The 24,043-nt window shown below is 29.2% G+C and carries 23 protein-coding genes and 1 pseudogene; 13 read left to right on the plus strand and 11 right to left on the minus strand.

From position 1 onward, the window contains the following. The first annotated feature begins 3 nt into the window (after window positions 1-3). Entirely contained in the window at window positions 4-1,185 is a 1,182-nt protein-coding gene (locus L8X50_RS02075; protein WP_263660271.1) for an acetate kinase, read from the plus strand. Window positions 1,186-1,216: 31 nt separating this feature from the next. On the opposite strand, the gene L8X50_RS02080 is transcribed toward L8X50_RS02075, so the two are convergent. From L8X50_RS02080 to aspS, 9 genes and pseudogenes are all read right to left on the minus strand, one after another. Next, entirely contained in the window at window positions 1,217-1,987 is a 771-nt protein-coding gene (locus L8X50_RS02080; RefSeq protein ID WP_263660272.1) for a MetQ/NlpA family ABC transporter substrate-binding protein, read from the minus strand. Window positions 1,988-2,059: 72 nt separating this feature from the next. Further along, window positions 2,060-3,265 (minus strand): glycosyltransferase, encoded by a 1,206-nt coding sequence (locus L8X50_RS02085; RefSeq protein WP_263660273.1) that lies wholly within the window; start codon window positions 3,263-3,265, stop codon window positions 2,060-2,062. A 9-nt stretch (window positions 3,266-3,274) separates the two neighbouring features. Then, window positions 3,275-3,910, minus strand: a pseudogene (locus tag L8X50_RS02090) (methionine ABC transporter permease); the annotation flags it as partial. 23 nt (window positions 3,911-3,933) lie between these two features. Next, window positions 3,934-4,890: a methionine ABC transporter ATP-binding protein gene (locus tag L8X50_RS02095; protein ID WP_263660274.1), complete on the minus strand. Its 957-nt coding sequence runs from the start codon at window positions 4,888-4,890 to the stop codon at window positions 3,934-3,936. A gap of 3 nt (window positions 4,891-4,893) precedes the next feature. Beyond that, entirely contained in the window at window positions 4,894-7,506 is a 2,613-nt protein-coding gene (locus tag L8X50_RS02100; RefSeq protein WP_263660275.1) for a valine--tRNA ligase, read from the minus strand. A gap of 74 nt (window positions 7,507-7,580) precedes the next feature. Then, a complete protein-coding gene (locus L8X50_RS02105; RefSeq protein WP_133319221.1) occupies window positions 7,581-8,618 on the minus strand; it encodes an OmpA family protein in 1,038 nt (345 codons plus the stop codon). A gap of 36 nt (window positions 8,619-8,654) precedes the next feature. Continuing rightward, a complete protein-coding gene (gene ppa / locus L8X50_RS02110; RefSeq protein ID WP_039668281.1) occupies window positions 8,655-9,173 on the minus strand; it encodes an inorganic diphosphatase in 519 nt (172 codons plus the stop codon). A 10-nt stretch (window positions 9,174-9,183) separates the two neighbouring features. Further along, complete coding sequence (locus L8X50_RS02115; protein ID WP_220566653.1) at window positions 9,184-9,756, minus strand: adenylate kinase; 573 nt, start codon at window positions 9,754-9,756, stop codon at window positions 9,184-9,186. Further along, complete coding sequence (gene aspS / locus L8X50_RS02120; RefSeq protein WP_133319218.1) at window positions 9,753-11,504, minus strand: aspartate--tRNA ligase; 1,752 nt, start codon at window positions 11,502-11,504, stop codon at window positions 9,753-9,755. The genes L8X50_RS02115 and aspS overlap by 4 nt, the downstream gene beginning before the upstream one ends. Before the next feature lie 85 nt (window positions 11,505-11,589). Between aspS and L8X50_RS02125 the strand changes: the two genes are divergently transcribed. The 12 genes from L8X50_RS02125 (at window position 11,590) to mrdA (ending at window position 22,295) form a co-directional block, all read left to right on the plus strand. After that, window positions 11,590-12,420 carry an NAD(+)/NADH kinase gene (locus L8X50_RS02125; RefSeq protein WP_263660276.1) on the plus strand — a complete coding sequence of 277 codons (831 nt, stop codon included), beginning with the start codon at window positions 11,590-11,592 and terminating at the stop codon, window positions 12,418-12,420. Continuing rightward, window positions 12,420-13,934, plus strand: coding sequence for an AAA family ATPase (locus L8X50_RS02130; RefSeq protein ID WP_263660277.1), 1,515 nt, complete (start codon window positions 12,420-12,422; stop codon window positions 13,932-13,934). Before L8X50_RS02125 ends, L8X50_RS02130 begins: the two co-directional genes overlap by 1 nt. A gap of 67 nt (window positions 13,935-14,001) precedes the next feature. Next, window positions 14,002-15,246 carry a diguanylate cyclase gene (locus tag L8X50_RS02135; protein ID WP_133319215.1) on the plus strand — a complete coding sequence of 415 codons (1,245 nt, stop codon included), beginning with the start codon at window positions 14,002-14,004 and terminating at the stop codon, window positions 15,244-15,246. After that, a complete protein-coding gene (locus tag L8X50_RS02140; protein WP_263660278.1) occupies window positions 15,237-16,034 on the plus strand; it encodes a TatD family hydrolase in 798 nt (265 codons plus the stop codon). The genes L8X50_RS02135 and L8X50_RS02140 overlap by 10 nt, the downstream gene beginning before the upstream one ends. Beyond that, window positions 16,034-17,185, plus strand: coding sequence for a lytic transglycosylase domain-containing protein (locus L8X50_RS02145; protein ID WP_263660279.1), 1,152 nt, complete (start codon window positions 16,034-16,036; stop codon window positions 17,183-17,185). The genes L8X50_RS02140 and L8X50_RS02145 overlap by 1 nt, the downstream gene beginning before the upstream one ends. Next, entirely contained in the window at window positions 17,121-17,960 is an 840-nt protein-coding gene (locus L8X50_RS02150) for a septal ring lytic transglycosylase RlpA family protein (RefSeq protein ID WP_412175481.1), read from the plus strand. Before L8X50_RS02145 ends, L8X50_RS02150 begins: the two co-directional genes overlap by 65 nt. Window positions 17,961-17,964: 4 nt before the next feature. Then, a complete protein-coding gene (locus L8X50_RS02155; protein ID WP_133319211.1) occupies window positions 17,965-18,453 on the plus strand; it encodes an HAD hydrolase family protein in 489 nt (162 codons plus the stop codon). Next, on the plus strand, window positions 18,444-18,950 hold the full coding sequence (locus L8X50_RS02160; RefSeq protein ID WP_263659606.1) for a hypothetical protein: 507 nt from the start codon (window positions 18,444-18,446) through the stop codon (window positions 18,948-18,950). Before L8X50_RS02155 ends, L8X50_RS02160 begins: the two co-directional genes overlap by 10 nt. Next, complete coding sequence (lptA, locus tag L8X50_RS02165) at window positions 18,932-19,390, plus strand: lipopolysaccharide transport periplasmic protein LptA (RefSeq protein ID WP_133319209.1); 459 nt, start codon at window positions 18,932-18,934, stop codon at window positions 19,388-19,390. Before L8X50_RS02160 ends, lptA begins: the two co-directional genes overlap by 19 nt. Then, window positions 19,387-19,986, plus strand: coding sequence for a ribosome biogenesis GTP-binding protein YihA/YsxC (gene yihA, locus L8X50_RS02170; protein WP_133319208.1), 600 nt, complete (start codon window positions 19,387-19,389; stop codon window positions 19,984-19,986). Before lptA ends, yihA begins: the two co-directional genes overlap by 4 nt. Next, window positions 19,976-20,467, plus strand: coding sequence for a hypothetical protein (locus L8X50_RS02175; RefSeq protein ID WP_133319207.1), 492 nt, complete (start codon window positions 19,976-19,978; stop codon window positions 20,465-20,467). Before yihA ends, L8X50_RS02175 begins: the two co-directional genes overlap by 11 nt. A gap of 1 nt (window position 20,468) precedes the next feature. Beyond that, window positions 20,469-22,295 (plus strand): penicillin-binding protein 2, encoded by a 1,827-nt coding sequence (mrdA, locus tag L8X50_RS02180; protein WP_220566662.1) that lies wholly within the window; start codon window positions 20,469-20,471, stop codon window positions 22,293-22,295. Here the strand turns inward: mrdA and queA are convergent. Together queA and tatC are read right to left on the minus strand one after the other, a co-directional pair. Further along, a complete protein-coding gene (gene queA, locus L8X50_RS02185) occupies window positions 22,288-23,316 on the minus strand; it encodes a tRNA preQ1(34) S-adenosylmethionine ribosyltransferase-isomerase QueA (protein ID WP_133319205.1) in 1,029 nt (342 codons plus the stop codon). The two genes, mrdA and queA, sit on opposite strands and share 8 nt — an antisense overlap. After that, complete coding sequence (gene tatC / locus L8X50_RS02190) at window positions 23,303-24,043, minus strand: twin-arginine translocase subunit TatC (protein ID WP_133319204.1); 741 nt, start codon at window positions 24,041-24,043, stop codon at window positions 23,303-23,305. The genes queA and tatC overlap by 14 nt, the downstream gene beginning before the upstream one ends.

Consider the following 24,043-nt stretch of genomic DNA (forward strand, 5'->3'; position numbering starts at 1 on the left):
AAAATGAAAATATTAGTTTTAAATTCAGGTTCATCTTCAATTAAATTTAAGCTTTTTGAAAAAGATGAAGCCCTAGCATCTGGTTTAGTGGAAAAAATAGGCGAGCAAAGCTCTAAAATAGAACTAAAAGATCTAAAAAGTGGTCAAAAATACCAAAAAGAATTAGCAATTAAAGATCATGAGCAAGGTATTGAATTAGTAAATGAATTATTTTCTCAAAGTGGAATTTTACATGATTTAAATGAGCTTGATGGGTGTGGACATAGGATAGTTCATGGAGGTCCAAATTTAACTAAACATTGTTTAGTAGATGATGAAATTTTAAAAGAAATTGATAGGGTTTCTCATATAGCACCTTTACATAATCCTGCACATTTAATAGGTATTAAAACTATGATAAAAGCAGCTCCAAAAGTTCCCAATGTGACAGTTTTTGACACAGCTTTTCATCAAAGCATGCCTGATTATGCTTATATGTATGCTTTGCCTTATGAGTTTTATGAAAAACACCAAGTTAGAAAATACGGCTTTCACGGTACTTCACATTCTTATGTAAGTAAACAAGCTGCACATATACTTGGTAAAAATATTAATGAATTTAATGCAATTAGCGCTCACCTTGGAAATGGTGCGAGTGTTTGTGCTATAGAAAATGGAAAATGCGTAGATACTTCTATGGGTTTTACTCCACTAGAAGGTTTGATTATGGGAACTAGATGTGGTGATATTGATCCTGCTGTATTGCCATTTTTAGCAAAAGAATTAAATTTAAATCCATCTGATTTAGATACTATAATGAATAAAAAAAGTGGTGTTTATGGAATTTGTGGGTTTAATGATTTTAGAGATATTGAAGCACAAATTGAAGAAAATAACGAAAAAGCAAGACTTGCTCTTGATATGTTTTGTTATCGTTTGAGTAAATATATTGGCTCATATTTTGCGATTTTACCTAGAGTCGATGCGTTGATTTTTACAGCTGGTATTGGAGAAAATGATAATATTGTTAGAGCAAAAGTTTGTCAAAGACTAGCGCATTTGGGATTTGATATAGATTTAGATAAAAATACACAACTTAGAAATGGTGAGATTAGTAAAAAAGACTCTAAAATTAAAATTTTAATTATTCCAACAGAAGAAGAATTAGAAATAGCTAAAATTACCACAGAACTTATTAAAAAATAAATAACCTTGAGTTTTAAACTCAAGGTTTGTTTTAAAATGCAGGAACTACAGCACCTTGGTATTTTTCATTGATAAAATCTTTTACTTTTTGACTTTGCAAAGCCTTTACTAAAGCTTTGATTTTAGGGTTGTCTTTATTATCTTGAGTGGTTACTAAGATATTTGCGTAAGGACTTTCTTTGCTTTCTATTAAAATAGAATCTTTTACAGGATTTAAATTTGCTGATAAAGCATAGTTTGAATTAATCACTGCAAAATCAACATCATCTAAAGCTCTTGGAAGTTGTGCTGCTTTTAACTCTTTAAATTTGATATTTTTTGGATTATCTTTAATATCAAGTGGAGTTTTTAATGCGATATTTTTAAAACTAACTAGTTTAGTACTAGCGATAATATCTAAAGCTCTGCTTTCATTTGTCGGATCATTTGGTACAGCTATAGTAGCATTTTGTGGAAGATCTTGGATATTTTTATATTTTTTAGAATAAACAGCCATTGGTTCGATGTGAACTTTTGCAACGCTAATTAATTTTGTGCCTTTATTGGCATTAAACTCATCCAAATAAGGTTGGTGTTGGAAGAAATTCGCATCAAGTTCTTTACTATCTGTACTAAGATTTGGTAAAACATAGTCATTAAATTCTTTAATTTCTAATGTGTAACCTTCTTTTTTTAATAAATCTTTAGTTTGTTCTAAAATTTCAGCGTGAGGAACAGGTGTTGCACCTACAGTGATAACTTCATTAGCAAATAAACTTGCACCTAAAATTGTGCTTGCAGTGAGCAGTTTTAACAATTTCATATTAACTCCTTTTTTATAGTTTTTTAAAATGTTTGATTATATTGTAAAAATATTAATAAGATGAGAAAAGTTTTATTTTTGTTTGTTTTTATATTCTTTAGAAAAGCATTTAAGTTCTTTTATAAATTTTATATAACCACCTTTATACCAACTTTTTTGAGCATTAATAAGGGCTTTTCCAATTTTATAAGAATAAGTATTTTGATTTTTAATACCTTCGCTTTTGTAATCATCATAGCTTGATAAAGGTGGAAGTTTAAGGTAAGGTTTTGTTTTTAAATCTTTTTGGTATTGTTTAGCTAGTTTTGTGTGTTTGTAATAAATCTTTAGTAGAGTAAAAGGTAAAAAAGGAATTTTTTTCTTATTCTTAGCACACTCTATAAAGGCATAACCTAGTTTGTATGATAAATGATATCTTGTGCGTTGGATGGATTGCTTGTTGTCTTTGTGAAAAGAGCCTATATATTTACTTCCTCCAAGTTTTAACCATTTTTCATAATATTCTTGCCATTTAGGCCATGTTTGATTGCAAAATTTACTATTCCAAAAACGACTGTTGGTGCCACAAGCATGAACTATAGAAGCATTTTGTGTAAGATTTGTAAGATAATGAGTACTTCCCGTGTATTTGTCTTTTAAATCTTTGACTTTAAAGTGATTTTCATAAACCATTAAGGAAAAAATTCCTTGATCTTGCCAATTTTTAGTATTTTGTGAAAGATAATTATAAATGAATTGATAACACTGTAAAGGATTTGGTATAAGATCGTTAAAGACTAAAATTCCTGTTTGATATACACGCTTATTGAAATATTTTTTTTCTAAAGGCAGTGCTGTGTGAATTAATGTTTTACCTAATCTTGCACCAAAATGATATTTTCTAGCTCTTAATTTACTAAGTTCATCTATACTTTTTAAAAGTAAAACATCAAAATCAAGATAGATAATACTTTCGCATTCATCTAAAAACTTAAAAGCTTCAAATCTTGCAAAAGCCATATGTGTCCATCTTTTTAAGAAAAATAAATTATTAATATCGTTTTGATTTTTATCAAGGGTGGTTAAAAAATCTTCTTGAGTAAAAGGAATAAATTTAATTATTTTATTTTTAACAATTTTTTGCATGATATTTTGATCATTCAAGCTAAAACCATCATGTAAAATGTAAAACACATCTACCTTTTCACCCATAACATCCATGATATTAATGAGCAAGGTTCCTATGGTAAAGCTTGAATTTTTAGTCGCAGCTAGTAAAATACCAAGTTTATGCTTCATTGTTTATCTTTTGGTGATTTTATAAAGAATATTTCCTATAAATTGTATGATTTGCACTAGTATAATTAAAATCACAACAGTTTGAATCATAATATCAGTTCTAAAGCGCTCATAACCATAGCGAATAGCCACATCACCCAAACCACCACCACCAACAGTTCCTGCCATAGCAGAAAAACCAATAACAATAATCAAAATTAAAGTAATACCATTAATAATACTTGGTAAAGCCTCGCTAAACATAACTTTAAAGATAATTTGTGCTTTACTAGCTCCATAAGATCTTGCTGCTTCAATGATAGCAGGATCAATTTCTTTAAAAGCACTTTCAATCATTTTGGCCAAATAAGGCGCAATTCCTATGGTAAGTGGTACTATGGTAGCAGTTGTTCCTATGCTAATACCAATGAGATATTTTGTAAAAGGACTTAAAACTATAATAAGTACTAAAAATGGAAAAGATCTTAAAATATTGATAATAAAATCAAGCACGCTATAAATGCTTTTATTTTCACATAAGCCACCTTTATCAGTAATAGTAAGCACAATTGCAGGGATAAGCGCGATTAAAAAGGCTAAAAAAGTGGCTGTAAAACTCATATAAAGAGTTTCTAGTAATGCTGGATAAAGTATATTTTCAAAATTTCTTAAAATTGTTTCTAAGTTCATTACACAAGCTCCCAAATAACGCCATTTTCTTGTAAATAATTTAAAACTCTTTCTTGATCTTTGGCTTCTATATTGATCACCAAATTTCCTAAAGCATTGTTGTTTAGTTTTTCTATCTTACCCCAAACTATATTAAAATCAATATTTAAACTTCTAGCCATATGAGTGATAATGCTTTGGTTTGCTTTTTCTTTGCAAAAGTATAAGCGCACATTAACTCCATTTAATGGTAAAAAATCACTTTCCCCTAGAAATTCACGCATTTTTTCACTTGGCTTTAAGAATAAATCCTCGATTTTCCCTTGACCTATGATTTGTCCATGCTCTAATAATACAGCCTTTTGTGCTATTTGTTTTACTGCTTCCATTTCATGGGTTACTAATACTACGCTGATGTTAAATTCTTGATTGATTTTAGCAATAAGTTCTAAAATATTATTTGTAGTATTTGGATCAAGTGCAGAAGTAGCTTCATCGCTTAGTAAAATTTTAGGATTTAAAGCAAGGGCTCTAGCTATGGCTACCCTTTGTTTTTGCCCACCACTTAGTTCATTTGGATAAGCCTTGCTTTTGGCTAAAAGCCCCACAAGATCTAAAAGCTCATTAACTCTTTTTTGAATTGTGCTTTTGTCAAAATTATGAATTTCTAAAGGCATAGCTACATTTTCAAATACATTTTTTCTACTCATAAGTGCAAAATGCTGAAAAATCATTCCTATATCTTTTCTAAATATTCTTAACTCTTTTTCTTTTAAGGTAGCTATTTCTTTACCAAAAACTTCTACACTACCACTTTGATAATTTTCCAAACCATTAATACATCTTAGCAAAGTTGATTTTCCTGCCCCACTGTGTCCAACAAGAGCATAAATTTCTCCTTCTTTAACTTCTAAAGAAACATCATTTATAACTAATTCTTTACCATAATATTTTTTAAGATTTTGTATTTTTATCACTTATTAGCCTTCTAAATTAGAAATTTCATCATTGATTTTTTCAAGTTGAGTTTTAATGCTTTCAAGTTGAGTTTTATTTTGCTCAACAACCGCAGCTGGTGCGTTAGAGATAAATTTTTCATTTTTCATCATAACATCTAGCTTGTTAAATTCTTTTTCAAGTTTTGTTTTTTGACTATTAAGTCTATTTAAAACACCGCTTAAATCAAGATCTTGAGTTGGTATAAATACTTCTAAATTCTCGCTTACATCTCTAATGGATTTTTCTAAATTTGTATTGACAAACTCGATGTTTTCACATTTTGCAAGTGTTGAGATGAAATTGGTGTAATTTTTTAACTCAGCCATTAAACTCTCATCGTTTAATTTTATACAAGCTTTTTGAATTTTTACATTTGCAAGCTCTACTAAGGTTTTTGCACGGCGTAAACTCACTATACTTTCTATAATGATATTGAATAATTTTTCTATTTTTTCATTTCTAGAATTAAATTTAGGATATTTTGAAATCATTATAGAATCATGAGTTTGGATAGAAGTTTTACTTAACTCATGGTATAAATACTCACTAATAAATGGCATAAAAGGATTTAAAAGTTTTAATGCTTCTTTAAAAATACTTCCAAGTTCTTTTATACTTGATTTTTCAGCCTTGCTAAGCTCAATCCCCCAATCACAAAATTCATCCCAGAAAAATCTATACAAAGTATTTGCCGCATCATTAAAACGGTAGTTGTCTAAATTTTCTCTTGTTTCTTTTACGCATACTTCAAAACGAGATAGCATGTATTTTGCCAAGTTAGTTTGAATTTTGCTTTTATCTAAATCTTCAAATTTTTCTTCATTTAAGAGTAAAAATTTACTTGCATTATAAAGCTTGTTGGTAAAATTTCTAACTTGTATGAGTTTGTCATTGCTTAACTTTATATCTCTACCTTGGATAGCTAAAAGAGCAAGAGTAAAACGCAAGATATCAGCACTATATTCATCCACGCTTTGCACAGGATCAATGACATTACCTAAAGACTTACTCATTTTTCTACCTTGCTCATCTTTAACCAAAGCATGCAAATATATATCTTTAAAAGGAAGTTCGCCTAAGGCATTAGTGCTTTGAAACATCATTCTAGCAACCCAGAAAAACAAAATATCAAAACCAGTGATTAATAAAGAATTTGGATAAAAATCTTTTAAATCATCTTCATGCCAAAGTGTATTTTTACCCCAGTCTTTATTACCCCAACCTAAAGTACTCATAGCCCAAAGACCTGAAGAAAACCAAGTATCTAAAACATCAGGATCTTGTTTGAAATTAGTGCTTTGGCATTTTGGGCATTGGCTTGGAGTTTCTTCGCTTGCCCATTCATGAGAGCATTCACAGTAATACACAGGAATTTGATGACCCCACCAAAGTTGTCTTGAAATACACCAATCTTTTAAATCCCTCATCCAAGCATTAAAACTATTAATCCAATGCGCAGGGTAGAATTTACTTCCACCAAGATTAACTTTTTCTATACTTTCTTTTGCGATTTCATTTTTTACAAACCATTGTTTAGAAATATATGGCTCAACCACATTTTTACAACGATAGCAATATCCTACTTGATTAGTATAATCTTCTATTTTTTCAACAAAACCTTTTTCTTGCAATTCTTTTATAATAACATCTCTTGCTTCTAATCTTTCTAAACCTTTAAAATGCAAGCAATATTCATTTAAGATACCTTTTTCATCAAAGATGGTAATAAATTCAAGTTTATGTCTTAAGCCTACTTCATAGTCATTATGATCATGTGCTGGGGTTACTTTCACAAAGCCTGTACCAAATTCCATATCTACATGCTCATCAGCAATAATAGGAATTTTTCTATCTATTAAAGGTAAAATGACATTTTTGCCTATTAAATGCTTAAATCTTTCATCGTTTGGATTAACCATCACAGCGCTATCACCAAAATAAGTTTCTGGTCTTGTGGTGGCTACTACGATATATTCTTGAGAATTTTCTAAGAAATATTTTAAATAATATAATTTTCCTTTATTTTCTTTGTGTTCTACTTCTATATCGCTTAATGCTCCATCATGAGTGCACCAATTTACCATGTAATTTCCACGCACAATAAGCTTTTTATCATAAAGATCCACAAAGGCTTTTTTTACTGCATTTACTAAACCTTCATCCATAGTAAAACGCAAACGACTCCAAGCGGGAGTGATACCCAAAATTCGCATTTGCTTAACTATGGTACCACCGCTTTGCTCTTTCCATTCCCATACCTTTTTTATAAATTCTTCTCTACCGAGTTCTTCTTTTTTAATGCCTTGAGCTAAAAGTTGTTTTTCTACAACATTTTGTGTTGCAATCCCTGCATGATCAAGTCCTGGCTGATAAAGAGTTTTGTAACCATCCATTCTTTTATAACGCGTTGTGATATCTTGTAGAGTACAAGTTAGAGCATGACCTATATGCAAAACACCTGTTACATTAGGTGGTGGCATCATAATACAAAAGTTTTTACCTTTTTCTTGAATTTTTTCATTACCATTGATTTCAAAATATCCGCGTTCTTCGCAAATTTTATAATATTCTTTTTCTAGTGATTTATCATACATAATTGCTACCTTGAGAATGAAAATAAATTGTTATGTTAGCTTAAAATTGTTAAAGAAGTTTTGAAATTTAGAAATTAGTTATAAAAACTAATTTCTACTTTACGATTATTTTGTCTTTGAGAATCAGACTTATCTTTAGTAGGATAGGTGTCTTTTCCCAAAGATTCTATTTCTATAACCTCAGTAAAACTAAAGAAATGTTTAGCCACATTCATTGCTCTATTTAATCCTATCATATAGTTTGCAAAAGTACTACCTCTATCGTCTGCATAACCTTGAATTTTAACTCTTTTGAGTATATCTTCTCTTGCTAGATTTTGATTGATTTTTTCAAGTAGATTTTCATTGCTGTATTCACTATATCCATTTCTTTCAAATAAAAATTTTAAATCAGAAATTTTAACATCTACATAATTGTATTTTTTCTTATTTTTAGCAAAAACAATATCTTTATTATATATGCTTAGTTTCATATTGTCATTTGAAAGCATATCGATAAAAATAGTTAAATTGTAATCTTGAGAATTAATTTTAACAGGATTAATCATTTCTTTTAACATATCAACCCTATAATCACTTAAACTTTTTCCATCCAATACATAAACTTTAACAAAATCATTACTTAATCTTGGTTCATATCTGCTAGTTTTACCTTTTGTAATGTATTCTTGCATAGTATTTTTATATTTTGTTGTTTTTTCTTTTTTTACACTTGTTTGTTTGTTGTTTTCAACGAGAACTTTTTGTTCTTCTTGGGCTACTTTAGGAGTAATAGTTTCATTTTTAGAAACTTCAGCTATATTTGTTTGGGTTGTTGGTGCGACTTCTTGAGTGCTTGTATTTTCATCTATGATAGGATTATTTTGTACCGGAGTTTCTTCTTTTAAAGACTCCGGATTTATTTGCTGTGATGGATAATAAGTATTATCACTTATATTATTTCTTTCTTGATTGTATTGAGTACTTGGCGGAGTGTAGCTTTGATAAGAACTACTTTTTTTATAATCATATACATAAGTATTTGAATCATCTTCAAAATACCACATATAAAAACCAATACTAGCGCCTATTAGCACCACAAAAGCTATACTAAAAGCAATAATACTTTTCATTTTTTATCCTTTGTGAAGTCCTCAAAAGGACTTTGATTATTTATAATTTTTAATAGAATTTTCTAAAATTTCACTTGCTTTTTCAATACCTGCAAATTCTTTTACTTTTACCCATTTGTTTGGCTCAAGCATTTTATATGTTTCAAAGAAATTTTTGATTTTATCTAGGCTTGCTTTTGGTAAATCATCTAAACATTTAATATTATCATATCTTGGATCTATTTTACTTACAGGAACAGCAAGTAATTTTTCATCCATACCGCTTTCATCTTCCATTAATAATACCCCTATTAAACGACAAGGAATCACAGCTCCTGCTTGGATAGGATATTCATTTAATACTAAAACATCAATAGGATCGCCATCGTCTGCAAGAGTATTTGGTATAAAACCATAGTTTGCTGGATAAAACATAGCTGAATACATCACGCGATCAACCATGATGGCTCCGCTTTCTTTGTCAAGTTCGTATTTAATGTTTGATCCATAAGGAATTTCAATAACTGCATTAAGTTTATTTGGTACTTCTCCAACTTTGATTTTGCTAATATCCATTTTTTATCCTTTATTTTAATAAATCATTGATTAAATTTTTCATATCGGCTACGATAGCTTCAATACTTCTTTCACCATTGATTACATGGTGGATATTTTCTTTAGTATAAAAATTTGTTATTTCTTCTAAAGGTTCTAAATAAACTTTCATTCTATTATTAAAAACTTCTTCGTTATCATCAGCACCTCTAGCACGCCCTAAAACTCTTTCTCTAGCAACTTCTTCGCTAACTTTAACTTCTATCACACCTTTTAAAATTACTTCACTTTGATTTTTTAATACCTTATCAAACTCAAGCATTTGTTCAACACTTCTTGGATAACCATCTATTAATATAGTATTAGTTGGTGCATTTTTTAAAGCAGTGATGATAGTATTAACTACCACTTCCAAAGGAACCAAATTTCCTTTAGAAATAAAACTATCAATAGTCTTTCCAAGTTCGCTTCCACTAGCTACTTCTGCTCTTAGCAAATCACCTGTAGAATAATGAGTAATGCTTGCATCATCTGTAGCTATGATGCTTGCATCAGTTGTTTTACCACTACCTGGTGCACCTATGATTAAAAATAATTGTTTCATTTAGTATTCTCCCTTAATCTTATACCTAGTTCTCTCATTTGTTCATTGCTTACTTCACTTGGAGCTTGAGTCATAAGACATTGCGCTCTTTGTGTTTTAGGAAATGCTATAACTTCTCTAATACTTGAAGATTTTGTTAAAAGCATGATAAGTCTATCAAGGCCTATTGCTATACCACCATGTGGTGGTGCTCCAAAACTTAATGCATCAAGTAAGAAGCCAAATTTCTTTCTTTGTTCTTCTTCATCAATATTTAAAAGCTTAAATACTTTTTGTTGGATAGGACTTTTGTGAATTCTTATACTACCACCACCTAATTCTACACCATTTAACACTACATCATGTGCAATAGAATTAATTTCTTCTAAGTCTTGCTCATCAATATTTTTTGGCATAGTAAATGGATGGTGCATTGCAGAATAGCTTCCATCATCATTTTGCTCAAACATAGGAAAATCAATAACCCACAAGAATTCTAATTTATCCTCATCGATAATTTTCATTTCATCAGCAAGGAATAATCTAAATCTACCCATATAATCAAGCACAGTTTTTTTAATCCCTGCGCCAAAAAATACTACATCACCAACTTCTAATTCACATCTTTGGATTAAAGCATTTAAGTCCTCTTCGCTAAAGAATTTACAAAGTGGACCCTTAGGACCATCTTCTTTCATTTGTATAAATGCAAGCCCTGCTGCTCCAAATTTACGCACAAATTCTTCAAATCTTTGCATTTGGCGTTTAGAAAAAATCGTATCGCCTTTTGGAACTCTTAAAGCTTTAATACGATTTTTCTTCGTGTCTTTTGCGATATTTGCAAAAATTTCATTATTTGATTTTGCAAAAATATCAATCACATCAATAAATTTCATATCAAATCTTAAATCAGGCTTATCAGAGCCATAATTTTCCATAGCTTCTTTGTAACTCATTTGCCTAAAAGGTATGCTAATTTCTTTTCCGCAAGCTTTGAAAATATCTTTAAGTAAATTTTCTGCCATGGCTATGATATCTTTTTGCTCACAAAAACTCATTTCTATGTCTATTTGAGTAAATTCAGGTTGGCGATCTGCTCTTAAATCCTCATCTCTAAAACATTTTGCAATTTGAAAATATCTATCAAATCCTGAACACATTAAAAGTTGTTTGAAAAGTTGAGGGCTTTGAGGTAGGGCATAAAATTCACCTTGATGTACGCGTGATGGTACTAAATAATCCCTTGCGCCTTCTGGGGTAGCTTTGGTTAAAATAGGGGTTTCAACTTCTAAAAATCCCATTTTTGCTAAAGAATTTCTTGTTGCTATACAAGCAGTTGATCTTAGAGCAAAATTATCATAAAGTTTTTTGCTTCTTAAATCTAAAAATCTATATTTCAATCTTAATTCTTCATTTACACTTTCATCGCCTATAGCAAAAGGTACTACAGCACTTTCATTTTCAATAGTAAGTTTATTTATAACAACTTCTATTTCTCCGGTTTTTAATTTTGGATTTACAAGTCCTTCACCGCGTGGGCGAATTTTTCCTTGTGCTATTAAAACATATTCATTTCTTACTGATGAAGCTATATTATGTGCTTCTTGATTATCTGCTGGATCACATACTAATTGTATAAGTCCGCTACGATCTCTAAGATCGATAAAAATTACACCTCCATGATCACGGTAAGAATTTACCCAACCACATAATGTTACTTCCTCGCCAACATTTTGTATGTTAAGCTCTGTATTATAATGAGTTCTCAAAATTTTTCCTTAGCTTAATTTTGTTCAATTTTGTTATTATAGTATTTTATTCTTTTGCTTAGCTAAGTTTTGTTATAATTTTTTTATGAAAAAATGTATAAATATAGAAAAAATTCAAAAAGTAGGCTTATTTTGCAGGTTAAATACAAATTTAAATGAGCAAATTGCTTTTTTAAAAACAATTTTTTTGCAAAAAAATATAGAGCTTGTGTTATTAGATCAGAAAAAAAATAATCTTAAAGATTTACAGAAATTAGATTTTTTAATTTCTCTAGGTGGGGACGGCACGCTTTTGTCTTTATGTAGGCAAGCTTATCAAGCAAAAAAGCCTATTTTAGGGATAAATGCAGGAAATTTAGGTTTTTTAACTGCTTTTTCTTTTAATGAAGTAGAAAGTTTTTTTAAAGAGTTTTTTAAAAATGATTTTAAAATAGAAAAAGCTAAAATGCTTCAAATAATGCTTTGTAAAAAGAATAAAATCATTAAAAAATTTGCTTTTAATGACGCGGTTTTTTCTCGCGATAATGCTTTAATGGCAAATGTGGAAGTTTTTTTTGAAAATAAACTTTTTAATGCTTATTATGGAGATGGTTTAATCATAGCTAGTTCAAGTGGTTCAACTGCTTATAATATTAGTGCAGGTGGACCTATAGTACATCCTTGGAGTGAAATTTTTGTTCTAACTCCGGTTTGTTCTCATTCTCTAACTCAAAGGCCTATAGTTTTGCCTTATGGTTTTGAGCTTGAATTAAAAGTTGAGCATTGTTTATTGTATTTAGATGGGCAAGAAGTGGTTGATCCTAAAGAATATGATAGAATTCTTATAGGGCTTAGCAAGAAAGAACTTAGTTTTATACATAAAAAAGATAGAGATTATTTCCAAGTTTTAAAAGAAAAGTTAAATTGGGGTAAGTGATGATAGAAAGTATTTTAATCAAAGAAAATTTAGGTTTTAAACAAGCAAAATTAGACTTAGAAGCGGGACTTACTGTCTTTACTGGTTTAAGTGGTGCTGGAAAGTCTGTGCTTTTTAAGGCCATTTTGGCAGCTTTTGCTTTAAGTGAGAGTGAAGCTAAAATGGTGGAAGTTTTATTAAACGATGAGCTTGAATTAGATGAGTTTGGCATTGAAAATGAAGAATTAAATGTATTTAAACTTTTAAAAGATAAAAGCTCGCGTTATTTTGTCAATAATCAACTTATTTCAAAAAAGAATTTAGCCTTACTTTCTAAGAAATTTGTAAAATATCTTTCAGCTAAGGAAAATAATGAGTTTTCAAATGAAAGATTTTTAAACTTACTTGATTTTATGCAATCAAAAGAAGATAAGAAATTTAAAGATTTTTTAAATGAATATAAAAATGTTTATAAAGAATATATAGAAAATAAAATTAAATTAGAAAAAATTCAAGAAGAAGAAAAAAAGGTAGAAGAATTAAAAGAATTTACAAGCTTTGAAATACAAAAAATCCAAAGTATTAACCCAAAAATAGGCGAATTTGATGAGTTGATGAGTTTAAAAAAAAGGCTTTCTAAAAAAGACAAAATTGATGCAGCTTGGAACAGGGCAAGCAAAATTTTTGAATTAGAATCAGCAGTGATTGAAGCTTTGCAAATTAGTGATGTTGATAGTTCATTTTTTTCAGAGTGTTTAAATGAACTAAGGGTGGTGTGGGAAAATCAAAGTTTTGATGATTTTGATTTTGATATAGAAGAAGTGCTTGATAGGATAGAAAAACTTTCTTCTTTGATTTCAAAATATGGAAGTATAGAAGAAGCTTTAGAAGCTTTAGAGAAGAAAAAAGCAGAATTAGCTCATTATGAAAATTTAAGTTTTGAAAAAAAAGAATTAGAAGAGAAAGTGCAAAATGCTAAAATACTTTTAGATGAGAAAAGCCAAAAATTAAGTACTTTGCGCAAAAAAAGATTAAAAGAGCTTGAGAAATTACTTAATTTTTATCTTGAAAAACTTTATATGAAAGAGATTAAATTAGAGCTTAAAGATTGTGCTTTGAGTATTTTAGGTAAAGATGAAGTGAATTTAAATATAAATGAAGCTAGTTTGAAAAATTTAAGCTCAGGTGAGATAAATCGTTTAAGACTTTCTTTTATTGCAACTGAATGTAATGTTACTAATAAAGCTAGCGGGATAATATTTTTAGATGAAATTGATGCAAATTTAAGTGGTAAAGAAGCAATGAGTATAGCTGAAGTTTTAAAAGAGCTTGCTAAGTTTTATCAAATTTTTGCAATTTCACACTTACCACAGCTTTCATCAAAAGCAAGCAATCACTTCCTAGTAGAAAAAATAGGAAATGAAAGTAAGGTAAGAAAGATAGAAAAAGAAGAAAGAGTAAAAGAACTTGCTAGAATGGTAAGCGGGGAAAATATTACCCAAGAAGCTTTAGAATTTACTAGAACTTTGCTTTAAAAACAAAAAGTAAATTTCAATATGATATAATTAGTTTTTTAAAATTATTTAAAGAGAGTGTTTTACCATGGAAGAAAAAATTTTAATCATTGATGATAATAAAATGCTAACTAAACTTTTAGCAAAAAAAGTAGAAAATACTTTAGGATTAAAGGTAGATGTTGCTTTTGATATGAATAGTGCAAAAGATTTATTAAAAAATGATTATTTTATGGCTTTTGTAGATCTTTGTTTACCAGATGCTCCTAATGGTGAAGTGGTTGATGTAGTTTTAGAAAAAAATATCCCCGCTATTGTTCTTACGGGAAGTAATGACGGACAAACTCGTAAAAAATTTATGGAAAAAGATATTATTAATTATATTCAAAAAGAAAGTGAAGATTGTATTAATGAAATGTTAAATTCTATTAGAATGCTTCAAAAAAATAATAAAACTAAGATAATTTTAGCAATTGCAAATGTAACTTTACGCGCAGAAATGAAGAAAAACTTAAACAATCAGCTTTTTAATGTTTTAGCAGCAGCTCATGGGGAAGAGGCACTAAGCTATTTAAGTGATCATCCTGATACAAAATTAGTAATTTGCGATGCTACTATGCCGGTAATTAATGGGGAAGATTTACTTGTAGAAATTCGCTCAAAATATTCTAAAATAGAACTTGGTGTGATTATGGTTGGGGATAAAGATGATGCATTAGAAGCAAGAGCTTTTAGAAAAGGTGTGAATGATTATGTGATTAGACCTTTCCAAAAAGAATCACTAAATTGTAGAGTAAATAATTGTTTAGATTATATGCAAAAGTGTGTTTTGCTAGATGAGTATAGTTTAGGTAAAGATTTATTAACAGGACTTGATGATTATGCTACTTTTGAAAAAAGATTTTTAGATTATTTAGAAGATATACAAGAAAATGAAGAAATGGCGTTGGCTTTGATTGATATTGATAATCTTGCAACAATTAATTATGAATTAAGTTATGATTGCGGTGATGGAGTGATAAAACATACAGCCGAAAAGATTAAAGATCAAATTCGTGGTATGGATTTAGCTACTAGAATTGAAGATGGTAAATTCTACATTGCTTTAAAAAATATAAGCAATAAAGAGGCTTTAAAAGCTTTTTCAAATATAAGAGTTAATATTTCCAAAGAAAGCGTTTTGATAGCTTTAGACGAGGTTGATTATAGCATCTCTGTGGGGGTTGCTTTTGGTAGCAAAGGAAGCCAAATGCAAGATTTGCTCAATAACGCACAAAAGGCATTAGATTTAGCTAAGGCTAATGGAAAAAATAGGGTAGAGGTATGTTTTTAGATTGTGATTTTAGTGAAAAAATCATAGATACTCATTGTCATCTAGATAGCCAAGCTTATTTTGGATATTTAGATGAGATGTTAACGCATGCATTTGAAAATGGTGTAGATAAAATCATTATACCAGGTGCAGATATAAAAGATCTACCAAGAGCAAGAGAGATAGCACATACTTATGATAATGTGTATTTTTCTTGTGGGGTGCATCCTTATGATATAGATGATTTTGATTTAGAAGTTTTAAAAGAATTTATAGATGATAAAAAATGTATCGCAGTGGGTGAGTGCGGACTTGATTATTATCGTTTAAATACTAATGATGATACTATTAAAACAAGACAAAAAGAAGTTTTTATAGCTCAAATACAACTAGCTATTGAATATAAAAAGCCATTGATTGTGCATGTGCGTGAAGCTAATGAAGACAGCTTTAATATTCTAAAAACATACTCAAAAGAATTACAAGGCGGTGTTTTGCATTGCTTTAATGCAAGTGAGCTTTTACTTCAACTAGCAGATGAAGGATTTTATTTTGGTATAGGCGGGGTTTTAACTTTTAAAAATGCAAAAAAAATAGTGGAAATTTTACCTAAAATTCCAAAAGATAAACTTGTTTTGGAAACAGATGGGCCTTATTTAACTCCAGAACCACATCGTGGTAAAGTAAATGATCCTATTTTAACGCATTTTGTAGCACAAAAAATATCTGATCTTTTAAAATTATCTAAAGTTGAAGTAGTAAAACTTACGAATTTAAATGCTAATCGTTTGTTTTTTCAAGGTTTATAATGAAAAAAAACTTTATATTTTTTATATTAGTATTATTATGTTTAAATGCTAAAGCCTTGCAGGTAACTCCTGAATATTATACTCAGCAAGCTCAAATTCTAAGAAATTTAGACATAGAAGCAAGCTATCTTAGTGATATGTTATTTTTAGAATTTAAAGAATCTTCTTTAAATATGCATTCTAAAACTTTAGTTGATACTATGAGAGAATTTTATAAAATCACTCCAATTATCCGTAAAATTTTAGAAAAAGAAAATATTCCTCAAGAATTTTTATATTTGGCAATTGTAGAATCTGGTTTAAAAATTCATAGTGTTTCTAGAACTAAAGCAGTAGGTGTTTGGCAGTTTATGAAGCCAACAGCACAAACTTTAGGTTTAAGGATAGATCCTTATGTAGATGAAAGAAGAGATTTAGTCAAATCAACTTATGCAGCCATTGTTTATTTAAAGCAATTAAAAGAGCAGTTTGGAAAATGGTATTTAGCAATTTTAGCTTATAATTGTGGTGATGGTAAATTACGCCAAGCCATAAAAAAAGCAAAAAGTGATGATTTAAGAATCTTGCTTGATCCTGATAAAAAATATTTACCATTAGAAACTAGAATTTTTATTAGAAAAATTCTTACTATGGCATTTTTGGCTAATAATAATGATTTTTTGATTTCACAAGATAGTGCTTTGCTTAATTATGCTCTATCGAGTGAAGTTAAAAAAATACCTGTTCCGCCAAGTGTTTCTTTAAGAGAGCTTGCTAAAGTAGCTAAGATGTCTTATAATGAATTTAAGCGTTATAATCCACATTTTAATTATGACTTTACTCCGCCTGATAAAAAAGATTATTATATGTATATTCCTTTAAGCAAAAGTGTGGCTGTGGAAAATGCATTAGAGAATGTAAAGCTAGCTAAAGTGGATACAACTATTCCGCATACAAAAATTTATATAGTAAAAAAGGGTGATAGTCTTTATACTATTGCAAAAAAACATAAAATTAGTGTTGAAAGCATTAAAGAATATAATAAAATCAAAGGAAACTTGATTAATATTAATCAAAAACTTGTGTTAAAAATTAAGGAGAATAACAATGCAAAAATCAAAACTACTCAAAAATTACCAAAAAACTCTCATACAAAAGTCGTTAGTCGTTAGTTGTGTAGGGGTTTTATTTAGTGCTTGTAGTATGGTGCCTATTAGCACACCTACTGTGTATTATCCAGAAAGAGATTTTAAAAGTATAAAGCATAATAATACAGGCTTAAAAGGCACTATGAAACCTTATACTATTAATGGTAAAACATATTATCCAACCGTAGTAGAAGTAGGTGAGACTGCTGATGGTATAGCTAGTTGGTATGGACCGGGCTTTCATGGTAAAAAAACTTCCAATGGTGAAACTTATGATCAACATGCTTATACAGCAGCTCATAAAACTTTACCTATGAATACTATAGTAAAGGTAACTAATTTAAAAAATCATCTTCAAACTACCGTAAGAATAAATGATAGAGGACCTTTTGTAGCAGGTAGGATTATAGATTTATCTAATATGGCCGCAAGAGATATTGATATGATTCAAGCAGGAACAGCTCCTGTAAGACTTGAAGTAATTGGTTTTGGAACAAGTGCAAATTCAGGTTCAGTGCATACTAATTCTAATTTAGGTAGCAGTGGGGAGATTGCTGATAGTGGCCATATTTTCCAAGGTGGAGCTTTTATGGTGCAAATTGGGGCATTTAGAAATAAAAGTGGCGCAGAGTTAATAGCAAGTAGATATAAAAATTATAATTCTTATACTTCAACAATACAAACAAGTGCTAAAGATGGTTTACATAGAGTATTTTTAAAAGGCTTTAGAAGTGAGCAAGAAGCAAGGGATTTTGTTGATGGTGGTTCTTTTCCTGGTGCGTTTATAGTAAGAGAGTAAAATTATGATAGAGCTTATTTTTTTAGATGTAGATGGTTGTCTAACAGATGGTAAAATCATCTACACACAAAATTATGGTGAAATTAAAGAGTTTAATGTAAAAGATGGTGCAGCAATTGAGGCTTGGCAAAAGCTTGGCAAAAAAGTTGCTATTATTACAGGCAGGACTAGCGAATGTGTATATTTTAGAGCTAGAGATTTAAAAATTGATCTAGTATATCAAGGTATTAGTGATAAATTAACTTGCGCTAAAGAAATTTTAGAAAAATTAAATTTAGACTTTTCTCAATGTGCTGCTATTGGGGATTATTATAATGATATGAGTTTACTTGAAGCAGTTGCTTATAGTTTTAAACCAAAAGATGCACATAAGGCTTTAAAAACTGATAAAGTTTTAAATAGAAAAGGTGGCAATGGGGCGGTAAGTGAGATGATAGAAATTTTAATTGAACATAATAATATGCAAGCTCAATGGGATAAACTTTGGCGATAAAAATTTTTGCTATATTAATGAGTTTATTTGCCTTTGTTATGGTGATTTTAAGTACTCAAGATCCTTATTTGTTTGCAATAAAACCGCAAAAGGTAGATGTGGCAAATATGCAAGCTTTTGATGTGCTTGATTATGAGCTTAATACATCTGTTACAAAAGCTAGTTATCAAGCAAGTCGTTGGATAAAATACCAAGATAAAGATATTTTTGATGATTTTAAAGTGCAAGCACTTGATTATAATTTAAGTTCGGATTTATTAGTAAGAAATGATGAAAAATCCATTTTAGAAGGTAATGTAAGTTATTTTGATCAAAATCAAACTTCTATTTTTACTCAAAAAGCAATTTATGATATGAAAAATAAAATTTTATTTTCCAATGAAAAATTTAAGGCATATATAGGGTTGAATGAGGTTTTTGGGGATAATTTTTTATATGATGTAAATCAAAAAGAATTAAAAATTCAAGGAATAAAAGCATGGTTTTTAGAGCAATAATTTTTTTGTGTTTGTTAAATTTATTTGCATTTAGTGCTCAAAAAATAGAAGTTTATGCTAAAGATTTTTATTTGGATGAGAAAAATGAAACGAGCATATTAACCGGTGATGTGGAAGTAAAAAAAGGTAAAGATATTTTAAATTCGCAAAAATTAGTCATTTATATGAAAAATAAACAACCTATTAAGTATATAGCTACTAAAGATGCTAAATTTAAAATTATGATGAAAGATAAGATTTATCATGGAAGTGGTGATGAGTTTGTTTATAATGTAGCTAAAGATACATATGAAATTAATGGTAATGCAAAAATTATAGAAGTGCAGTCAAAAAAAGAGCTTATAGGTGATAAAATCATAGTAGATAGAAAAAATATGACTTATAGAGTAGTTAGTAAAGATAAAAAACCTGCTAAATTTGTATTTGAAGTAAAAGAATGATATTAAATGCTAAATTTTTAACTTCTGCTTCTAAAATAAATGAAGCTCCACAGCCTATATATACTGAAATTGCATTTTTAGGTCGCTCTAATGTAGGAAAAAGTTCTTTGATTAATACTCTTTGTAAGAATAAAAATTTAGCAAAAAGTTCTTCAACTCCAGGCAAAACCCAACTCATTAATTTTTTTGAAGTTGATTGTAAAAAAGATGAGGATAAATTTAAATTGATGTTTATCGATTTACCTGGTTTTGGCTATGCTAAAGTGAGCAAAAAAACTAAGGCTATTTGGAATAAAAATTTAGATGAGTTTTTAAAAGAGCGTAGTTCTATCAAGCTTTTTATTCATCTAATAGATTCAAGACATGAAAATTTAGATATTGATGCAAATTTGGATTTGTATTTAGATTCTTTTATTAGAGCTGATCAAAAAAAAATAATAGTTTATACAAAAGCAGATAAGCTCAATCAAAGTCAAAAAGCAAAAATTTTAAATGTAAATAAAAATGCCATTTTAGTTTCAAATTTGAAAAAAAGTGGTATTGATAAATTAGAACAAAAAATTATTTTAGAGAGCTTAGGTTTTAATGAGGAGTAGAAATTTAGTAAAAAATAGATTTGATTTTTCTTATTTATTTTTTTATTTATCTTTGATTTTTTATCAAGTGCTAAGCTCTGTTTATTATTGGATGCCTCCTTTGTTTGGGGTGTTTTTTTGTTATATGATAGTGCTTTTAAAAGAAAAAGAAAGAACTCTTAATAAGCTTGATTTTAGATGGTATTTTTCTTTGTTTTATCTTTTATTAATTGATATTATCCATGGATTTTATCTTTTTAGTTCTTGGATAGCTTTTTTCGTTTTTTATCATCTTTTTGTTGATTGGTTTAAAAGTAAATTAAAACTAGGCCATTATTTGCTCGTTATATTTACCTTTTGTGCTTATATTTTTATCTATCTTTTTGATGTATTTTTGGCATATTTAGATAATAGTCAAATTTTAAAATTTGGTATTGAATATCTATGGTTTTTTGTCGTTGAAGCTTTGATTTCTTTTGTTATTTTTAAAGGGAAAATCTAATATGCGTATGCGTTTGGTGATGGGATTTATAGCTTGTTTTTTTATACTTTTACTTGCTAGAGTGTATTATATAAGCATTAAATCTAATGTTTATTATGAAGAAATAGCTAAACAAAATGCCATTAAAACGCAATTTTTAGCACCTGTAAGAGGGCAAATTTTAGATGTTAAAGGTAGGCCCTTAGCAGTAAATAAATTAGGTTTTTCAATCTCTATAAAGCCATATTTGTATATAAAAAAGAAAAACAGAAATCTTTTAGAGCAGGAATTGCAAGTTATAGTAGATGCTTTTCCTGATTTAAACATAACTAAATTAAAACGAAATTATATAAAAGCAGATTCTTATTATAATCAAGATTATATAGAAGTAGTTCCATTTATAGAATATGATGCTATGATTAAGCATTTTACTAAGCTTAATTTGCGTGAAAATATGCAAGTTAAATCTACTACTCAAAGATTTTATCCTTATGATGCTTTAGCTAGCCATGTTATAGGTTATGTTGGAAAAGCAAATTTAAACGATATGAATGAAAATGAAATTGCAAGATTAACTAGCTATGTAGGGCGTAGCGGTATAGAGCGTTCTTATAATGAAATTTTGCAAGGTCAAAAGGGTGAAAAAGTTAGCAAAGTAAATGCGTTAAATAAAGAAATAGAAGAACTTTCTTATAAAAAACCTACTTCAAGTAATATCACTTTAAGCATTGATCTTGATTTGCAAGAATACTTGGCTAGTATTTTTGAAAATTTAGCAGGCGCTGCTATAGTAATGGATGTAAAAAGTGGAGCTATTTTAGCAGCGGGTAGTTTTCCTGAATATAATCTCAATCCTTTTGTTACCGGTATTAGTCAAGAAGAATGGGATAAACTTTCTAATGATTTAAACCATCCTTTTACTAATAAACTCATTAATGGTCTTTATCCTCCAGGTTCAGTTATAAAAATGGGAACAGCTTTAGCATTTTTAGATAGTGGAAAAGTGAATGAAAATCATAAATATTTGTGTGATTCTAACTTTGAACTTGGTGGTAGAAAATTTAGATGTTGGAAGGCTATAGGTCATGGTTATGTAGATATGACAGATGCTATTAGAGAAAGCTGTGATGTATATTTTTATAAAGGAGCTTTGGAGGTTGGTATTGACATTATTAGTTCTGTTTTTGAAAGAATAGGTTTTGGTACAAAAACAGGAGTAGATTTACCTAATGAATTTATAGGAACAGTTCCTAATAGAATTTGGAAAAAAGAAAAATACAATCAACCTTGGTATCAAGGTGAAACTTTAAATACAAGCATAGGTCAAGGTGATTTTCTTGCTACTCCTATGCAAGTGGCTAAATTTACAGCTATGATTGCTACGGCTAAAAATATCACACCGCATTTTTTACATAGTATTGATGATAATGTTACTAAGGTAAATTTTGACAATAATGAAAGTGTTTTTACGACTTTTGAATTATCAAAACTTCCACTTTTAAGGCGTGCGATGTATGAGGTGGCCAATGTTGATGGTGGAACTACGGCAAGATTTTTAAGAAATTCTCCTATTACTATAGCAGCCAAGACAGGAACAGCTCAAGTAGTTGGAATTTCCCAAAGTGAAAAAAAGCGTATTAAAGAAGAGGATTTAGAGTATTTTTTAAGATCTCATGCTTGGATTACTTCTTATGCGCCTTATGAAAAACCTCAATATGTAGTAGTAGTTTTAATCGAACATGGAAAAAGTGGTAGTAGCGCAGGCGGACCTGTACTTGCTAAAATTTATCAAAAACTTATAGATTTGGGTTATATTGATAAAAAATATATTAAGAAAAAAGCTAAATGATTAGCATTCCATCGCCATAAGAATAAAAACGATATTTGTTTTTTATAGCTTCATGGTAAAGTTCTAAAGTTTTTTCTCTGCCTATAAAAGAAGCCACAAGCATAATAAGAGTTGATTTTGGCAAGTGAAAATTAGTGAGTAAAAAATCAAGTCTTTGTGGGGTATTTTGTGGGTGTAAAAACAAATCACAAAAACCTTCTTTTAATTTTTTTCTATGATAATACTCTATACAACGAGTAACTGTGGTGCCTACACCAAGTATTTTTTTAGAAGAATTAATCAAAGCACAAGTTTCATCATCAACATAGAAAAATTCTGAATGCATTTTATGCTCGCGTATATCTTCGCATTCTACACCTTTAAAAGTTCCCGCACCAACATGAAGTGTGATAGTATGGATATTATGATTTTTTTTAAGTTCTTTTATCATTGCTTCATCAAAGTGCAAGCTTGCAGTGGGTGCAGCAACCGCACCTTGATTTTTGGCAAAAATGCTTTGATAGTTAATGTTATCTTGTGCTTCATCTGCTCTTTTAATATATGGTGGTAAAGGTATATGGCCTATTTTTTCTAAAATTTCAAAAACTTCATGATGATTGAATTTTTTTTCATCATTAAAAAATTCTACTTCTCTTGTGCCATCATCGTGTAATTTTTTGATTTTAGCTTTTAAAGAATTTTCAAAATATAAAATTTGTCCTTCTTTAACCTTGCCACGAATTTGAACCAAAAAATCATTATTTTTTAAAGGGTGATTAATGAAAAGTTCTATTTTGCTACCACTTTCTTTAAATCCATAAATTCTTGCTTTTATTACTTTAGTGTCATTAAAGATAATTTCACAAGGTGGTAAAATTTTAGCTAAGTCCTTAAAATGTAAATGTAAAATTTGATCTTTACATCTTTCATAAACTAAAAGTTTAGCATTCTCCTTGGGTAAAATAGGAAAATTTGCTATAAGTTCATTAGGTAAATCATAATCATAACTAGAAAGCAAAAGATCTTTATCAATCGTTTTCATCATTTTCTTTTTGACTAGGATTAACTTTTTTGGCTATGTAAATAGAAATTCCATAAAGTCCGCACAAAGGAACGGCCATTAAAAATTGTGAGATTATATCAGGTGGTGTCATCATAGCTGAAAAAACAAAAATTACTAAAACTGAAACCCTAAAGTGTTTTTTTAAAAATGCATCATCAATAAGTCCAAGTTTGGCAAAGAAAAAGGTTATCACAGGCATTTCAAACGCTAAACCAAAGGCAACTACAAGTTTAGTAAAAAATCCCACATATAAGCCTATGCTGATTAAAGGTTTAAAATCTTGAGTTTGCACCCCAAAATCAATTAAAAATTTAAAAGCCAAAGGTATGACTATATAATAACAAAATAAAGCTCCAAGCGCAAACATAATGCTAGCAAAGCTTACAAAAGGCACTACTAATCTTTTTTCATTATCATAAAGTCCTGGTGCTACGAATTTCCAAAACTGCCAAAAAATAACCGGTAAAGAAATCAAAAAAGCTGTAAAAAATGAAACTTTCATTGCAGTAAATAAAGGCTCTTGTAATTCAACGAAAGTCATTTGTTTTGAAATTTCAGGTAAAGCTGCTTCAACGGGTGCTTTTAGTATATCTATGATATAACTATTAAAACTAAAGCATACAAAAAACATTACAACAACACAAGCTACGCTTATAAATAATCTTTTTCTAAGTTCTACTAAATGTGGTTTTAATTCTTCAAACAT

Source organism: Campylobacter sp. CNRCH_2013_0898h (genome assembly GCF_025772965.1).
Lineage (GTDB): Bacteria > Campylobacterota > Campylobacteria > Campylobacterales > Campylobacteraceae > Campylobacter_D > Campylobacter_D lari_D.

Coding starts and splice junctions, on each gene's coding strand:
- queA (WP_133319205.1), bottom strand. CDS start 23,316: ATGAAAACGATTGATAAAGATCTTTTGCTTTCTAGTTATGATTATGAT.
- ppa (WP_039668281.1), bottom strand. CDS start 9,173: ATGGATATTAGCAAAATCAAAGTTGGAGAAGTACCAAATAAACTTAAT.
- L8X50_RS02115 (WP_220566653.1), bottom strand. CDS start 9,756: ATGAAACAATTATTTTTAATCATAGGTGCACCAGGTAGTGGTAAAACA.
- L8X50_RS02130 (WP_263660277.1), top strand. CDS start 12,420: ATGATAGAAAGTATTTTAATCAAAGAAAATTTAGGTTTTAAACAAGCA.
- L8X50_RS02135 (WP_133319215.1), top strand. CDS start 14,002: ATGGAAGAAAAAATTTTAATCATTGATGATAATAAAATGCTAACTAAA.
- L8X50_RS02075 (WP_263660271.1), top strand. CDS start 4: ATGAAAATATTAGTTTTAAATTCAGGTTCATCTTCAATTAAATTTAAG.
- L8X50_RS02145 (WP_263660279.1), top strand. CDS start 16,034: ATGAAAAAAAACTTTATATTTTTTATATTAGTATTATTATGTTTAAAT.
- mrdA (WP_220566662.1), top strand. CDS start 20,469: ATGCGTATGCGTTTGGTGATGGGATTTATAGCTTGTTTTTTTATACTT.
- L8X50_RS02155 (WP_133319211.1), top strand. CDS start 17,965: ATGATAGAGCTTATTTTTTTAGATGTAGATGGTTGTCTAACAGATGGT.
- L8X50_RS02150 (WP_412175481.1), top strand. CDS start 17,121: ATGCAAAAATCAAAACTACTCAAAAATTACCAAAAAACTCTCATACAA.
- L8X50_RS02080 (WP_263660272.1), bottom strand. CDS start 1,987: ATGAAATTGTTAAAACTGCTCACTGCAAGCACAATTTTAGGTGCAAGT.
- L8X50_RS02125 (WP_263660276.1), top strand. CDS start 11,590: ATGAAAAAATGTATAAATATAGAAAAAATTCAAAAAGTAGGCTTATTT.
- L8X50_RS02100 (WP_263660275.1), bottom strand. CDS start 7,506: ATGTATGATAAATCACTAGAAAAAGAATATTATAAAATTTGCGAAGAA.
- lptA (WP_133319209.1), top strand. CDS start 18,932: ATGGTTTTTAGAGCAATAATTTTTTTGTGTTTGTTAAATTTATTTGCA.
- tatC (WP_133319204.1), bottom strand. CDS start 24,043: ATGTTTGAAGAATTAAAACCACATTTAGTAGAACTTAGAAAAAGATTA.
- L8X50_RS02085 (WP_263660273.1), bottom strand. CDS start 3,265: ATGAAGCATAAACTTGGTATTTTACTAGCTGCGACTAAAAATTCAAGC.
- L8X50_RS02105 (WP_133319221.1), bottom strand. CDS start 8,618: ATGAAAAGTATTATTGCTTTTAGTATAGCTTTTGTGGTGCTAATAGGC.
- yihA (WP_133319208.1), top strand. CDS start 19,387: ATGATATTAAATGCTAAATTTTTAACTTCTGCTTCTAAAATAAATGAA.
- L8X50_RS02175 (WP_133319207.1), top strand. CDS start 19,976: ATGAGGAGTAGAAATTTAGTAAAAAATAGATTTGATTTTTCTTATTTA.
- L8X50_RS02140 (WP_263660278.1), top strand. CDS start 15,237: ATGTTTTTAGATTGTGATTTTAGTGAAAAAATCATAGATACTCATTGT.